Source organism: Oceanobacter mangrovi, from assembly GCF_019740315.1.
In the GTDB taxonomy this organism is placed as follows: Bacteria; Pseudomonadota; Gammaproteobacteria; order Pseudomonadales; family Oceanobacteraceae; genus Oceanobacter; species Oceanobacter mangrovi.
In genome coordinates, this window is sequence record NZ_JAHXZR010000006.1 from 59,053 (window position 1) to 73,603 (window position 14,551).

13 protein-coding genes are annotated in these 14,551 nt (G+C 55.8%); 1 reads left to right on the plus strand and 12 read right to left on the minus strand.

Annotated elements, in window-relative coordinates; all coding sequences use genetic code 11:
- Window positions 1–53 precede the first annotated feature (53 nt).
- Window positions 54–2,822, plus strand: coding sequence for an RNA polymerase-associated protein RapA (gene rapA / locus K6123_RS13555; protein ID WP_221798627.1), 2,769 nt, complete (start codon window positions 54–56; stop codon window positions 2,820–2,822).
- 132 nt (window positions 2,823–2,954) lie between these two features.
- On the opposite strand, the gene gorA is transcribed toward rapA, so the two are convergent.
- The 12 genes from gorA to K6123_RS13615 all read right to left on the minus strand — a co-directional run bounded on the left by gorA (window position 2,955) and on the right by K6123_RS13615 (window position 14,542).
- Window positions 2,955–4,316 (minus strand): glutathione-disulfide reductase, encoded by a 1,362-nt coding sequence (gene gorA / locus K6123_RS13560; RefSeq protein ID WP_221798628.1) that lies wholly within the window; start codon window positions 4,314–4,316, stop codon window positions 2,955–2,957.
- A 122-nt stretch (window positions 4,317–4,438) separates the two neighbouring features.
- Complete coding sequence (gene gspM / locus K6123_RS13565) at window positions 4,439–4,951, minus strand: type II secretion system protein GspM (RefSeq protein WP_221798630.1); 513 nt, start codon at window positions 4,949–4,951, stop codon at window positions 4,439–4,441.
- Entirely contained in the window at window positions 4,948–6,147 is a 1,200-nt protein-coding gene (gene gspL / locus K6123_RS13570; protein ID WP_221798632.1) for a type II secretion system protein GspL, read from the minus strand. Before gspL ends, gspM begins: the two co-directional genes overlap by 4 nt.
- A 20-nt stretch (window positions 6,148–6,167) precedes the next feature.
- On the minus strand, window positions 6,168–7,193 hold the full coding sequence (gspK, locus tag K6123_RS13575; RefSeq protein WP_221798634.1) for a type II secretion system minor pseudopilin GspK: 1,026 nt from the start codon (window positions 7,191–7,193) through the stop codon (window positions 6,168–6,170).
- Window positions 7,193–7,963, minus strand: a complete 771-nt coding sequence (gene gspJ, locus K6123_RS13580; RefSeq protein WP_221798636.1) for a type II secretion system minor pseudopilin GspJ — start codon at window positions 7,961–7,963, stop codon at window positions 7,193–7,195. Before gspJ ends, gspK begins: the two co-directional genes overlap by 1 nt.
- Complete coding sequence (gspI, locus tag K6123_RS13585) at window positions 7,963–8,346, minus strand: type II secretion system minor pseudopilin GspI (RefSeq protein WP_221798638.1); 384 nt, start codon at window positions 8,344–8,346, stop codon at window positions 7,963–7,965. Before gspI ends, gspJ begins: the two co-directional genes overlap by 1 nt.
- Window positions 8,336–8,923 carry a type II secretion system minor pseudopilin GspH gene (gene gspH, locus K6123_RS13590; RefSeq protein ID WP_221798639.1) on the minus strand — a complete coding sequence of 196 codons (588 nt, stop codon included), beginning with the start codon at window positions 8,921–8,923 and terminating at the stop codon, window positions 8,336–8,338. Before gspH ends, gspI begins: the two co-directional genes overlap by 11 nt.
- Window positions 8,924–8,951: 28 nt before the next feature.
- Window positions 8,952–9,380: a type II secretion system major pseudopilin GspG gene (gspG, locus tag K6123_RS13595; protein WP_221798642.1), complete on the minus strand. Its 429-nt coding sequence runs from the start codon at window positions 9,378–9,380 to the stop codon at window positions 8,952–8,954.
- Between the two features lie 9 nt (window positions 9,381–9,389).
- Window positions 9,390–10,601, minus strand: coding sequence for a type II secretion system inner membrane protein GspF (gspF, locus tag K6123_RS13600; RefSeq protein ID WP_221798643.1), 1,212 nt, complete (start codon window positions 10,599–10,601; stop codon window positions 9,390–9,392).
- Window positions 10,602–10,603: 2 nt separating this feature from the next.
- On the minus strand, window positions 10,604–12,106 hold the full coding sequence (gene gspE / locus K6123_RS13605; RefSeq protein WP_221798984.1) for a type II secretion system ATPase GspE: 1,503 nt from the start codon (window positions 12,104–12,106) through the stop codon (window positions 10,604–10,606).
- Window positions 12,107–12,162: 56 nt separating this feature from the next.
- Window positions 12,163–13,494 carry a UDP-glucose dehydrogenase family protein gene (locus K6123_RS13610; protein ID WP_221798644.1) on the minus strand — a complete coding sequence of 444 codons (1,332 nt, stop codon included), beginning with the start codon at window positions 13,492–13,494 and terminating at the stop codon, window positions 12,163–12,165.
- A 118-nt stretch (window positions 13,495–13,612) separates the two neighbouring features.
- Window positions 13,613–14,542, minus strand: coding sequence for an electron transfer flavoprotein subunit alpha/FixB family protein (locus K6123_RS13615; RefSeq protein ID WP_221798645.1), 930 nt, complete (start codon window positions 14,540–14,542; stop codon window positions 13,613–13,615).
- Window positions 14,543–14,551: the final 9 nt, after the last annotated feature.

Here is a 14,551-nt window from a genome sequence, read left to right on the forward strand (position 1 = left end):
CGCACCCTGTTCCATGGGCGCATTTTCAGCACGTTTTATCAGGATTTTCTTCTATGTACTCAGTTGGTCAGCGTTGGATCAGCGAAGCCGAAACAGACCTCGGACTTGGGCTTGTTCAAAGCGTCGACTTTCGTTCTGTCACTCTTTATTTTCCGACCATCGACGACGTCCGGACCTACGCGGTGCAAAACGCCCCGCTGACCCGTGTCGTTTTCAAAGCGGGTGACAAGGTGCCGTTGCAGGACGGTTCGGTCGTAGAAATTGATGAGGTTGAGCTGATTGATGACATCGCCTTTTATTTCAGCAGCGGTCGCTCGATTTCTGAAATCCAGCTGAGCGGTTCAATTCAGCTGAACCAGCCGGTTGACCGGCTGTTTTCCGGCCAGATCGACAACAACAACCTGTATGAGCTGCGTCAGCTGAGCCTGCAGCAACTGACCCGTCTGCGTCAGCGGCCGTATTACGGCCTGCTCGGTGCCCGTACCAGCATGCTGCCGCACCAGCTCTACATTGCCCAACAGGTCACCCAGGATTCGCTGCCACGGGTATTGCTGGCGGACGAAGTGGGCCTGGGTAAAACCATCGAAGCCGGCCTGATTCTGCACCGCCTGATGCTGCAGCAGCGCATTCAGCGCGTCATGGTGCTGGTGCCGGATCATTTGGTACACCAGTGGCTGGTGGAAATGATCCGCCGCTTCAACCTGAGATTCAGCATTCTGCAGCAAGACGACATCGACGACGCCAAGGACATTTGCGCGCCAATTTTTGGCGGTTCGCAGATGTATCTGTGCCCGATGTCATTGGCCAACGACCCTTACGTTGCCCATTCCATGACCGCCAACGAATGGGATCTGCTGGTGGTCGACGAAGCGCACCACCTGCAATGGTCACCGGAGGGTGCTGACCAAGGCTATCAGCTGGTTGAAGCGCTGGCGGCCAAAACGCCGGGTATCCTGCTGCTGACCGCCACCCCGGAGCAGCTGGGTGTTGAAGGTCACTATGCGCGCCTGCGCCTGCTCGACCCGGAACGCTACCCAAGCCTGGAGCAGTTCCTCGACGAACAGTCTACCTACCAGTCAATTGCCGACCTGGCCTCTGCGTTGTCTGACGAGCAGCCGTTAAATGCTGATCAGACCAGTCAGCTGCAGGCTATCCTGCCGGATCTGGCCAGCGAAATTACCGCTGAAGACGGCCGCCAGCGGCTGCTCGACGCCCTCATCGACCGTCGCGGTCCGGGCCGTGCCATGTACCGAAACACCCGTCATGGTGTTGCTGGCTTCCCGGCTCGAGTGCCGCACTTGCAGCAATTGCCTGCGCCGGAACTTCAGGAGACCGCGGTTAATCTGCAACAGGCACTGTATCCGGAAGTTGGTCAGCCAGACTGGTGGCTTGATGACAGCCGCGTTGATGCGCTGATGGAAATCATCAAGGGCACTGGCAAGTCGAAGATCGTGCTGATCTGTCACAACGCCGCTACCGTGCTGGATCTGGAAGCCTTCCTGTGGGAAAAACACGGCGTTCAGGTGGCGGTTTTCCACGAGAAAATGCATCTGATCGAACGTGACCGTGCCGCCGCCTACTTCGCCGACCCGGATCAGGGCGCACGCTTGCTGCTGTGTTCTGAAATCGGCAGTGAAGGTCGTAACTTCCAGTTCGCCCACCATCTGGTGCTGTTCGATCTGCCGTTCAACTGCGACCTGATTGAACAACGTATCGGCCGTCTTGACCGTATCGGCCAGGCCCATGAAATCCAGATTCACAGCCTGGCGTTCGACAACCATCCGTCAGCGCGCTGGCAGACCCTTGTTCACGAAGGTCTGAACGTTTTCAGTGAGCCGAACCCGACGGCCCAGACGCTGCTGGATCTGCACCGCGACGAAATCGAACAGGCGATTCTGGCCGATGATTCGCTGCAACCGCTGGTCGAGCGCCTGGCGCAAGAGCGTGTGGCGCTGCAACAGAAACTGGAGCAAGGTCGTGACCGCCTGCTGGAGTTGCACTCCTGCCATCCGCAGAACGCCCGCGCGCTGGCGCAGGAAATGTCGATCACCCATATTGAAGACGAAGCCGAACTGAACGACTTTGTTGACCTGTTCGCCGACGCTGTCGGCGTTGAAGTGGCAGATCTGGGTAACGACTGCGTCACCATCGCTCCTGGCGATCACATGCTGGTGCCAGAACTGCCACACCTGCCGGAAGACGGCTTTATGGCCACTACCCGTCGTGATGTGGCGCTGGCCCGGGATGATGTGCAGTTCCTCAGCTGGGAACACCCGTTTATCGATCAGGCACTGGAGCTAGTCACCAAGGGGCCAATTGGTAACGCGGCCATCGGTTATATCGACAACCACGACCACCAGACTGGCGATTGCTTTATCCAGATCCAGTTTGTCGCCAACTGTCCGGCGCCCAAACGCCTGCAGGTTGAGCGCTACCTGCCAATCGACGCCATGCACCTGACCTTCACGCCGAAAGGCGAACTGAAGGTTAACGAACCGGAACTGGTGGGTTTTGTGCTGCCGCTGAAGAAGTCCACCGGTCGCGGTCTGGCAGAACAGCGCATGGCTGAAATCAAACCGCTGCTGCACAAGCTGGAAAAACTCGGGGCTGGTCAGCTCGACAAGATGATCGCCCGCGCAACCAGCAAGGCAACCGAAGCTTACGAAGACCGCATCCAACGTCTGCGTGCGCTGTCTGAGCACAACCCGAACATCTCGCCAGCACTGTTGGCGGATGTTGAAAAAGAAGGCGCTGAAGTACTGGATGCCATTTCCCGTGCCCAGCTGCAAATGGACAGCGTACGCCTGGTGTTCTGCGGTTAAGCCTGAGAGGCGGTGCCCGGAGCGTTCGGGCCGCGCAGGCCCAGGATCCATACAGCTTTGATATTTTCAAGGCTGTATGGCCCCCAAATCGCTGCGCGTTTGGGGTGACGGTGTTGTTCAGCTCAGTCCGTATCAGATCTGCCGCGCCGGGCTGCGCATGGTGACAAACTCTTCTGCCGCTGTCGGGTGAATCCCGATGGTGCTGTCAAACACGGCTTTGGTGGCTCCGGCTTTGATCGCCACGGCCAGGCCCTGCATGATTTCGCCGGAATCTGCACCCACCATATGCACGCCAATCACCTTGTCGGTGGAAGTTTGCACCAGCAGCTTCATGTAGGAACGTTCTGGCAAACCGCTGATGGTGTGTTTCATCGGCCGGAAGCTGGATTCAAACACAGTCACGTCACCGCTGAACTGCGCCCCCGCCTCTTCTTCCGTCAGGCCAACCGTGGCGATATTAGGCTGACAGAACACCGCCGTCGCAATGTTGCTGTAGTCCATCGAGCTGGTATCGCCAGCGAACTGCTGGGCGACGAATTTCATGCCTTGTGCCAACGCAACGGGCGTTAGTGCCGGAGTACCGACAACGTCACCAAGCGCATAAATGCTGTCGACTGACGTGCGGAAAAAATCATCAGCCACAATGGTACCGTCATCGCGTGTTGCAACGCCCAGGGTTTCCAGGTTCAGGCCGTCAGTCATTGGCCGCCGGCCAGTGGCGTACATCACACAGTCGACTTCGGTGGTGCTGCCGTCCTTGAAGGTGACCTTGAGTGATTCGTCGGCGTTCTGTTCGATAGCGGCGATATCCGTGTTAACAAGAATCTCGATGCCTTTGGCAGCAATCTGCTCAGCCGCGAAATTACGTACGCCGTTATCAAAACCACGCAGCACCTGCTCACCGCGATAAACCAGTTTCACACTGGAACCCAGGCCATTGAAAATACCGGCAAATTCCACTGCGATATAACCACCACCCACAACGATCACGCGTTTTGGATAACGCTCCAGATAGAAGGCTTCGTTAGAGGTGATTGCCAGCTCGGCACCCGGTACTTCCGGTTTGAACGGCCAGCCACCGACGGCAATCAGAATGCGTTCGGCACTGTACTCCTTGCCTTCAACGGTGACCGTATGAGCATCCTTGATCCTGGCGGTGCCGTTGATAACAGTGACGCCAGCATTGCCCAGCATGGTGCCGTAAATGCCGTTCAGGCGTTCGATTTCATGGGTTTTGTTGTCGCGCAGCGTGGCCCAGTCAAAGCCGTTAACGGACATATCGACGCCAAAGCCTGCGGCTTCTTTGGCTTTTTCAGAATATTCCGAGGCGTAGACAAACAGCTTTTTGGGAACACAGCCGACATTGACGCAAGTGCCGCCGAGATAACGATTTTCCACCACCGCTACCCGCGCACCTTTGGCAGCAGCCATACGAGAAGCCCGAACGCCACCGGAGCCTGCGCCAATCACCAGTAAATCAAAATCGAATGCCATGTGTGTTTCCCTAAAAGATTGAGCGATGGTGCATGCTAGCTTGTTAGCCGCCAAAACAAAAATGGCGATAGCTGTTCGCTATCGCCATTAATCAAGAGATACAAAACCCAAGCGCTGCGGGTTTATTCCGCCGTCAGTGTCGCCCGCACATCAACCCAGCCCGGCGCGTCATTGGAGTCGACGGTGATCTGGCTAACGCGAATACCATGGCGCACCTGCAGACTTTCGACCCAGGCGATAAAACGGTCAAACTCGATATGATCGAGCCAGATCCGCACGCCTTTGCCGTCCTGTTCGTACCGATCCAGTTTGATATTGTCCTGCCGTGCAGACTGGCTGATCATCGGCAAAATCGGGCCGCTCGCAGCCGTCACCGTCCGACCACCAAACTTGTCAGCGTTGCTGGCGATCAGGTTATACAGCTCGAGGTTTTTCTGCAGACCCTTTTGGGCGCTGGCGTTGCCTTGCAGCAAGGGGGCAAACACCATCAGATAGACCAGACACAGCCCTACAAACCCGGCCACCGCCTTGACGATCAGCTGATCCCTGGCAGGCAAGGCCCGATACCAGCCCTGCGCCGCTTGTAACTGCGGATGCGCAGCCAGTCGGGATTTCAGTTCAGCCAGCTGGCTCATACTGAACCCTCCACCTTGATTCGACCTTTAACCACGTTGTTTTCGTTGGCGGCAGACGCCACTTCGGCCTTCAGGCCCTTGGCTGCGATGGCTTCACGCAGGCTTTGAACGTCGGCCAGATTGGTCGCCACCACTTCCAGAATCAGCTCGCCCTGACGCTCGTTAAAACGCATGGAACCGAGTTTGAGATTGCTGGCCTTGAGCTCAGCCACTGCTTGCGCCGTCAGATTCACCAATTCGCCAAAACCGCCGGTTGATGCATTGGCGCCCTCGGACAACTTGCTGCGAAAATCCCGTTCCAGATACTGGATCCGACTGCCCGGGAACAATTGCCCGTAGAGTTGTCGCGCCTGCTGATAGGCCTCGGCGGATTGCTGTTTGAGCTGGTGGTTTTCAACGCCCAGCCCAACGGCATAAATTATTGCCAGGCTAGCCGCCATGGCCGCCAATGGACGCCACCAGACCCTGGGTTTGTCGATGCGGGTTTCACGCACTGCAAACTGGCCTGACAACAGGTTGGCTGGACGAGTGAGCTGATCGACGGATGGCAGCAGGCTGTCACCACCTGAGTGTAACACCACATCGCTGAACACGCCGCTGTAGCCGGTTTCAATGGTGGTTTTCAGCAGATTGGCCTGGTCGATGCCCGGTGCCTGAATATGGAATTCACCAATGCCCTGCTTGTCGGTCAACAAGGTATCCAGCATCGGCGTCATCGCCGCAGCTGGTAACCAGCCCTCAAACTCCCCGGAGATTTTCAGCAGCCAGCCTTGCTCGAACCAGATTGCTGAGGAAGATTCCGGCAGCAGCCAGGTTTCCGGAACCAGCTCAAAAACCTGCAAGTGCAGATGCTCAGCCTGTTCCAGCAGACGCTCAACCAGGTCGGTACTGGCTGCATAGGCCCGCACCTTGCTGCCGTGTTTGCCAGCAGCAACAATCTGATAACGACTGACATCTTCAATCAGATGTTCTTCCAGTGCAAAAGGCAGTGCCCGCGCCAGATGGCGACTGGAAACACCTGGCAGCTCAACATAGTGTGTACTGTAGTTTGCCGACGCCAGCAGCATTCTGACCTGGCTTCGTTCCGGCTGACTGGCAGCCCATTGCTCCAGCGACAGCGGGTTTTCGCAGCCTGGGAATGGCATCACCAGCCATTCGCCTGCCAACTGGTTCCAGTAAACCCTGATCGTATTCATGATTCGTCCTGTTGTCTTTATCACTGAGTGGTACTGACGGACTCAGCTACCGGCCGCGCTTGCAGGCGCGAGAAGTCCCGATAAATAGTACGGAAGTTACCACTGCTGGCATCGCGTTTCAGCAGCATCTCCGCAGTCGCCACCCATTCACTGCCAGGGCCGTAGGCAACCTGGGTGAATATCTCAAAATATTCTGTCTTTACTGTGAAATCGTCGTTAGACCAGCCGCTTTTGCTGCTCGACTCACTGTCGCTGTCTGAACTGCTGTCGGAATCTGACTCAGTGGTTGTTTTGGTCGCCGCTTTTTTAACCGCGTCGACGGTCATAAAGGCATCCACATCAGTAAAGCCTTCGTCGCCTCGCTCACTGATAATCGTCTGTCCATCTTCGATGGTCAGATCCGTTCCCAATGAGGCCAGCACCAGGTCTGACGCCGTGTTCACGTTCAGCTGTGTGGTCGCTGGCAGACAGGCGATATAGGGTTCAAGGCGGTCATAGGTTGCCTGATCCACGCCTTCAACCAACATCAACTCCGAGGTATGGGCACAAAGGTTATAAGCCGCGCGATATGGTACTTCCAGCCCAAGGTAGTCATTGTCGACCTGACTTTCAGAGTTGAACCAGTTGGCCAACCGCTCGGCAATTTCGACATCCAGACCAAGATCATTCAACAGTTTGTAAAAGCGCTGCTGCCAGAGACTCTGATTGGAAGCACTGGGTGACAGCCAGTTGAGGTTAAAACGCCCCTGGGCGTCGGCGATGTGCACCAGCACAGCGCCATTATCCATCGGGAACTGGCGGTCGATATTCCATTCTTCCATCGCGTGGTCAATATCCGGATCGTTTTCCCAGTCCAGATGCAGGCCACTGCGTACCACGCTTTCGACACCAAACGTCAGCGCCCGCGCCTGCTGGGTAGACAGCTGCGCTATCGCCCGTTGAATATCGCGCGACTGGCGATCAATCATGACCGTAGCCAGCACGCTAACCACAGCAAAAATCATCAGCACCATAATCAGTGCCAGACCGGATTGGGAGCGCCGCATCAGAGGTTTTCCCCGTCGTGAGCAATCGGCCACAGCCGGGTGATGGAACCAACCACCGGTAATTCCATATTCCAGCGCACCGCGACCGGAATCACGCTTTCACCGCTGTTCTGTACGATCGGCCAGCTGCTGTACCAGTCGGTGGCGGTACGGTTGCCATCTTCGTCGAACGTTTCGCCAAGAATCGAGATTTCCAGCTCATCAATCTGGTCCAGCACCACGGTGGATTTCGGCTCGCTGTCATATGCCCGATCCAGCACTGCCCAGCTATAACGCACCAGACATTGCCCCTGCGGTTCACTGACACCTTGGTCAGCCAGTCGCTGACGGGCGAACTCACAGGCGTCGGAATCCATGTCTTCCAGATTGTAAGCCACCCGTTGCAGGGTTGAGCGTGGATCTTCGGCGCCAGGCCGGTTACGCCAGCCAGCGCGGCTGAATTCAAACAGGTAGTCGCCGTCTTCCAGCCGTAAGGATGAGACATCATCGCCGTACATGTCGCGGATACTGCGATTGATGAATTGCTCAATGTCGCGTGACGCCACCCCATTCATACGTTGCAGTGCGTGCATTTGTTCTGAGCGCAGCTGGGTAATATCGCGGGCATTGATAATGCCGCTGAGCAGCTGCACCGCACCAACACCGATGCTGGCGGTGATAGCCACGGCAATCAGTACCTCCAGCAAGGTAAAGCCACGCTGGGTTGAATTTTGATGCGCTGACTTTTGACATACCGGGTTTGGATAAGCCGGGAGAGACGACAGGGACATCAGTCGTAGGCTCCCATCACGGTAGTCAGAGTGGCGATGGTTGAATCGGCATTGGCAACTTCCGCCACCGACACCGTAACGCGTACGACATTGGGAAAATCGGTCGCCTCCACCCTGGTGGTCAACTTCCACTCGCGGTTAGCCATTTCGACTTCATCCTTGCTCTGGCCAACACTCGGCAAGCTGTGATTGAGGCGTAGTTCTGTGAGCCGGTTTTCTGCCACCCAGGACGCCAGCGACTTGTTTTCCAGCGTCAGCAGGGTATCTGTTGACTGACTGGTAGTGCCACTGACCACCACCGCGATCGAGGCAAATATAGCCAGCGCAATCATCACTTCCAGCAGGGTAAATCCCTGCCAGCGACCAGCAGAACTAGCTTTCATAGGTCACCAGTTCCTTGCGTACCGGATTGAAACCATCGCCATGAATCACAAACACAAAGCGGTTGTCGGCGCTGTTTTCAATGGTCAAATCAAAGGCGGTGTATTCTTCCGAGGACAGGAATAGCAAGGCTGGCAGCGGGCCATCGTCCGAGTTCAACAGCTCGTCGAAGTCGACCTCAGCGCCGTCAATGCTGAGCGACAGCCGAATGCCCTCAGGCACTTTGGGAACACCCAGTACGGCGTTGCTGTAGGCCGTCCAGGGATTTTTCTGCAATTGGGAGAGTTCTTCTGCACTCATGCTGGTGGATTGCGCTCGCTGGCGCACATCCGTCCACTGCAGTAACAGCATTTCCTGGCTGTCCATCGCCAGACCGTAATCGGCATTGCGGTATACAGCTTCTTCCCGATAGAGATTCATCTGCACCACCAGAGCAGCAGCAAAACGACCGGTCTCGTCGCGAACCTTGGTGTCGCTGCCATTAAGCGACACCAGTCCCAGCAGACCAGCGATGATCGCCAGTACCACCATGATTTCCAGCAGCGTAAAACCAGACTGTTGGGCAACTGGAGTTTTCATGCAAGCGGCCGTTTCCTGTTAGCTCTGTTTATTCCGGGTAAACGATATCAGCGTTATCGTCTTCGCCACCTTCGGCACCGTCCGCCCCCAGTGAAATGATTTCGTACTTACCCTTTTCCATGAAGTAGAGGAAGTTGTTCTGCCAGGCATCCGTCGGCACAGAGTTGCCTTTCAGGTAACCACCGCTGCGGTAGTTCTTTGGTTCTGGTGAAGAAGACGGCTTTTTCACCAGTGCTTCCAGACCCTGCTCAGTGGTTGGATAGGTGAAGTTGTCCAGCTTGTACATGTCCAGCGCACTTTCGATCAGGTGCATCTGGCTTTTGGTGGTTTTAACGCGGGCATCCGCAGCTGAGCCGATAATATTGGTTGCTACCAACGCCATGATGCCGCCGATAATCGCCAGTACCACCATGACCTCAAGCAAGGTAAAGCCTTGTACGCGCTTGCGGGTTTGCATGTATTTCTCCTATTGAACCATTTTTTGCAAATCGAGAATGGGCATCATGATGGCGGCAACAATCAGGGCCACAATGGCCCCCATGACCAGCAACATCACGGGCTCAAAAATTTTAACCAGCGCTGAGACCGTATTTTCCAGCGTGGTTTCCTGCTGACGGGCAGTTTTTGCCAGCATGGCGTCCAGTTCACCGCTGTTTTCACCACTGGCAATCATGTGCAGCATGATGGGGGAAAAGTAACCGGTATTTTTCAGTGCCTTGTGCAAGGCACCACCTTCGCTGACTTCGATGGTGGCATCGACCAGTGAACGCTGGATCGGAATATGACTGACCACCTGACTGGCGATTTTCATCGCCTCGACCAAAGGCACACCGGAGGTCGTCAGAATCGCCAGCGTACTGCCAAAGCGGGCAGTATTGGCGTCCCGGGTAAAGCCACCGATCAGCGGAATGCGCAACAGCGTCTGGTGCCAGCCAGCACGAAAGGTTTCATTCTTCAATGCCTGACTGAAACCCAGCACAGCAGCGACCCCGCCGATCAGAATATAAATGCCTGAGCCGGTAATCAGGTGTGACAGATCCAGCATAAACTGGGTCAACGCCGGTAACTCCTGGCCGTTTTTGACGAACACATCAACAATGTCCGGCACTACATAGGTCAGCAGCCCGACCACAATACCAATGGCCACAATACTGAGGATGATGGGATACATGGCCGCCAGTTTGATTTTCTGGTCCGACTCCTGACGGGACTCGGTGTAATCCGCCAGCCGGATCAAGACGCCATCCAGATGCCCGGCATGCTCACCGGCACTGACCGTGCTGCGATACAGATGTGGGAAAGCCCGAGGGTATTCCGCCAAGGCTCTGGCAAGGGTGTAACCCTCAAGAACCTTGGAGCGAATCGCCAGAATCATGGCTTTGGTTTTGGCACGGGACGTTTGTTCGGCCAGCGCTGACAAGGCTTCATCGATCGGCAAACCGGCACCAATCAGGGTTGCCAGCTGACGCGTCAGCAGTGCCAGCTCCGACACCGACAAGCGCGGGCCCTTGCCGGTGCTGCCGGTGGTCTTTTGCTTGACCACGGTGGATTGCACGTCCAGCGGCATCCAGCCCTTGTCGCGCAATTTCTGACGAACCTGGCGAGCACTATCAGCTTCCAGCACCCCTTTCTGCTGTTTGCCTTTGGCATCCAGCGCCTGAAATGTAAATGCTGGCATGCTTAACCCTTGGCAACCCGCAGCAGTTCTTCAATCGTGGTACTACCCGCCAACACCTTGCGCACACCATCCTGATGAATGCTTGGGCCAAGCGCCCGGGCATGACGTTCGAGTTCCTGTTCGCCAGCGCGATCGTGAATCAGGGTTTTCATGCCTTCGTCAACTTCAACGATTTCATAGATACCCTGACGGCCGCGATAACCAAGCTGGTTACATTTTTCACAGCCCTTGGCGTGGTAAATCACCGGCGCCTGCTCGACTGCCAGGCCCAGCACCTCGCACTCGGAAGCGTCTGCTGGAGCCGCCACCTTACAGTCGTCGCACAACACCCGTACCAGTCGCTGGGCCAACACGCCAACCAGACTGGAAGACAGCAGGAAGGGTTCAACGCCCATGTCCTGCAAACGGGTTACGGCGCCCACTGCCGTATTGGTGTGCAGGGTCGACAAGACAAGGTGACCTGTGAGCGACGCCTGAATGGCGATTTCAACGGTTTCAAGGTCACGAATCTCACCAATCATCACCACATCCGGGTCCTGCCGCAGAATCGCCCGCAGTCCCTTGGCGAACGTCATTTCAACCTTGGTGTTTACCTGCGTCTGGCCAATACCTGGCAAGCTGTATTCGATTGGATCTTCAACCGTCAGAATATTACGACTGGTATCGTTGAGGTCGCTCAAGGCGCCATACAGAGTGGTGGTTTTACCGGAACCGGTTGGGCCGGTAACCAGAATAATGCCGTGTGGCTTGCTGATAATGTTGCGCATCACCCGCAAGTCGCGCTCGGACATACCCAGCTGAGACAGGCTCAAGCGACCGGCTTTTTTGTCCAGCAAACGCATCACCACCCGCTCGCCATGGTTGGACGGCATGGTGGAAACCCGCACGTCCACTTCCCGGCCGCCAATACGCAGGGCGATACGACCATCCTGCGGCACCCGCTTTTCAGCGATATCGAGTTTGGCCATAACCTTGATACGGGAAACCAGCAAGGCTGCCAGTGCCCGTTTGGGTTGCACAACTTCGCGCAGCACGCCGTCGACCCGGAAGCGTACTACCAGACGCTTTTCGTAGGTTTCAACGTGAATATCAGAGGCGTTTTCCTTGATCGCTTCGGTCAGCAAGGCGTTGATCAAACGAATGATCGGCGCATCGCCATCCTGCTCCAGCAAGTCTTCGGTTTCCGGCACCGAATCCGCCAGACTGGCGAGGTCCATGTCGTCACCCAGACCTTCCATCATTTCCATCGCTTCGGATGAGTCAGTCTGATAGGCCAACCCCAGTCGGCGCTCAAATTCCTGATCATTAACGGCTTCAATCTGGAACGGTTGGCCCAGAAAACGCTGCACTTCGGTCAGCGCGACCGGTGCCAGTGGTTCCTTGTAAACCAGCCGAATACCATCGCTGGTGCCTTCCGTCAGAACGCCAAACCGCTTGGCAAAGCCAAATGGCAAACGTGTAGTCAAACCGGTTGAGACAACCCGGCCGTCGTCAGCGAGTTCCATGCTGTGCGTTGTTACTGGTTCAGCGGTGATTTCGTTGTTGATCATTTGTGTCCTGCTTATCCGGCTGAACGGCCAATACCTGAATAAATGAAACCTTGCTGGGCAAGTGCTTCCGGATCGTACTGATTACGGCCGTCGACAATAACAGGCGTCTGCAACAGTTTTTTGATGGCGATGAAATCCGGCTGGCGGAAAGGTTTCCATTCCGTCACCAGTACCAGCGCGTTAGCGGCTTCGACCGCATCGTATTGGTGACTGGCAAAACGCAACTGCCCGGATTCGACCATCTGATTATCAAACCATTGGGATGCCATGGCCTGATCACAAACCGGATCGTATACCTGCACCCGTGCGCCGGCTTGCAGCAAGGCCTGAATCAAGGGAATCGAGCTGGATTCGCTCATGTCAGCAACGCCAGGCTTGTACGCCAGCCCCCAAACGGCAATTACCTTGCCTTGCAGCTGGTTGTCGAACAGCATTTCAAGCTTTTCAAAAAGGCGGTTTTTCTGCTGTTTGTTACGCTGTTCGACAGCACGCAATACTTGCGGATCCAGACCGCAGGTTTCAGCCGACGCAACCAGGGTGCGGACATCCTGACTGAAACGGGCGCCGCCGTAACCACAGCCCGGATAAATAAAGGAGTAGCCAATACGGCTGTCAGAACCGATACCGCGCCGGATGTTCTCGATATCCACGTCCATCGACTCGGCCATCAGCGCCAGCTCGTTCATCAACGAAATACGGGTCGCCAACATGGCCGTAGCGGCATACTTTGTGAACTCGGCGTCACGACGTCCCATGAACATCATGCGGTCGCGGGTGCGGGTGAAGCTGGTGTAAACCTGGGCCAACAAACGACCGGATTCTTCGCACTCAGTACCAATAATAATGCGGTCAGGACTCATGAAGTCGTCGACCGCAGCACCTTCCTTGATAAATTCCGGGTTGGAAACCACTTCATAGCTGCAGCCGGCTCGACGGTTGGCATCCAGATAAGCATGTACCTTGTCAGCCGTTCCCACCATTACGGTAGATTTGATGGCAATCACCGTATGGCCTTCACAGTAGCGGACTATATCCGCCAACAAACCCATGATTTCGGCGGATTCGGTAACACCAACAACATCAGCCGGGCGACCGATGGCAATAATACAAATCTGGCATTCGGCCAGAGTTTGCCAGTCGGATGAGAAGCTCAGCCGACCCGCCATGCTGTTTTGGCGCACCAGATTTTCCAGTCCAGGCTCCTGTGTCGCCAGTTCGCCCTGCTGCAGTCTGGTAATGGCTTTCTCATCCTGATCAATACAAACAACCTTGTTTCCCATTTCTGCAAAGCAGGCGGCGGTCACCAATCCGGTATGACCTGCGCCAACGACAACAATATCCAAACCTGTAGTCCTTCTGTTCTTTATGAATTCAATCAGCCGGGCAGCTTATGTCTATTTAATGACAAATCAGTGACATAAAAAAGCCCGGCTAGTGCCGGGCTTTTTTAAAGTTTTGAAATCAAACGAGTTTTTCAAGCTCAGGAATGACGTCAAAGAGGTCTGCCACCAGGCCATAGTCTGCGACCTGGAAGATTGGAGCTTCCTCGTCTTTGTTGATCGCAACAATAACCTTGGAGTCTTTCATACCGGCCAGGTGCTGGATAGCGCCAGAGATGCCAACTGCAATGTAGAGCCCAGGGGCGACAATCTTGCCGGTCTGGCCAACCTGCAGGTCGTTTGGTACGAAACCAGCGTCAACAGCAGCACGGGATGCACCAACGGCCGCACCCAGTTTATCCGCCAGGTTGTACAGCATGGCGAAGTTGTCGCCATTCTGCATGCCACGACCACCAGAAATAACGATGTTGGCAGCAGTCAGTTCCGGACGATCGGACTTGGCCAGTTCTTCACCAACAAAAACTGCTTTGTCGTAACCGCTGACAAAACCAACCGCTTCAACCGCAGCCGAACCGCCAGTGGCTTCAACAGCGTCGAAACCAGTGGTACGAATGGTCAGCACCTTGATCGCGTCGCTGGTCTGGTAAGTGGCAATCGCGTTACCAGCATAGATAGGACGGGAGAAAGTGTCTGCCGCAACGACTTCAACGACGTCAGACAGCATGTTGACATCCAGCAGAGCTGCTGCACGTGGCAGGAAGTCCTTACCGGTAGTGGTCGCTGCAGCCAGTACGTGGCTGTAACCCTTGGCCAATTCAGCCACCAGGTCGCCCATTACTTCGCCCAGCTGATGTGCGTATACGGCGTTATCAGCCAACAGCACCTTGCTGACACCTGCAACCGCAGCAGCGGCGTCGGCAACGGCCTGACAGCCAGCACCGGCAACCAGCACGTCGATGTCTCCACCGATGGCCTTGGCCGCTGCGATAGTGTTCAGGGTGGCGCCTTTCAGGGAGGCGTTATCGTGTTCTGCAATAACCAGAATGCTCATGATGCCGCT

What these genes read in the sequence shown, in the direction of transcription:
- rapA (WP_221798627.1), top strand. Translation starts at nt 54, where the DNA reads ATGTACTCAGTTGGTCAGCGTTGGATCAGCGAAGCCGAAACAGACCTC.
- gorA (WP_221798628.1), bottom strand. Translation starts at nt 4,316, where the DNA reads ATGGCATTCGATTTTGATTTACTGGTGATTGGCGCAGGCTCCGGTGGC.
- gspM (WP_221798630.1), bottom strand. Translation starts at nt 4,951, where the DNA reads ATGAGCCAGCTGGCTGAACTGAAATCCCGACTGGCTGCGCATCCGCAG.
- gspL (WP_221798632.1), bottom strand. Translation starts at nt 6,147, where the DNA reads ATGAATACGATCAGGGTTTACTGGAACCAGTTGGCAGGCGAATGGCTG.
- gspK (WP_221798634.1), bottom strand. Translation starts at nt 7,193, where the DNA reads ATGCGGCGCTCCCAATCCGGTCTGGCACTGATTATGGTGCTGATGATT.
- gspJ (WP_221798636.1), bottom strand. Translation starts at nt 7,963, where the DNA reads ATGTCCCTGTCGTCTCTCCCGGCTTATCCAAACCCGGTATGTCAAAAG.
- gspI (WP_221798638.1), bottom strand. Translation starts at nt 8,346, where the DNA reads ATGAAAGCTAGTTCTGCTGGTCGCTGGCAGGGATTTACCCTGCTGGAA.
- gspH (WP_221798639.1), bottom strand. Translation starts at nt 8,923, where the DNA reads ATGAAAACTCCAGTTGCCCAACAGTCTGGTTTTACGCTGCTGGAAATC.
- gspG (WP_221798642.1), bottom strand. Translation starts at nt 9,380, where the DNA reads ATGCAAACCCGCAAGCGCGTACAAGGCTTTACCTTGCTTGAGGTCATG.
- gspF (WP_221798643.1), bottom strand. Translation starts at nt 10,601, where the DNA reads ATGCCAGCATTTACATTTCAGGCGCTGGATGCCAAAGGCAAACAGCAG.
- gspE (WP_221798984.1), bottom strand. Translation starts at nt 12,106, where the DNA reads ATGGAACTCGCTGACGACGGCCGGGTTGTCTCAACCGGTTTGACTACA.
- K6123_RS13615 (WP_221798645.1), bottom strand. Translation starts at nt 14,542, where the DNA reads ATGAGCATTCTGGTTATTGCAGAACACGATAACGCCTCCCTGAAAGGC.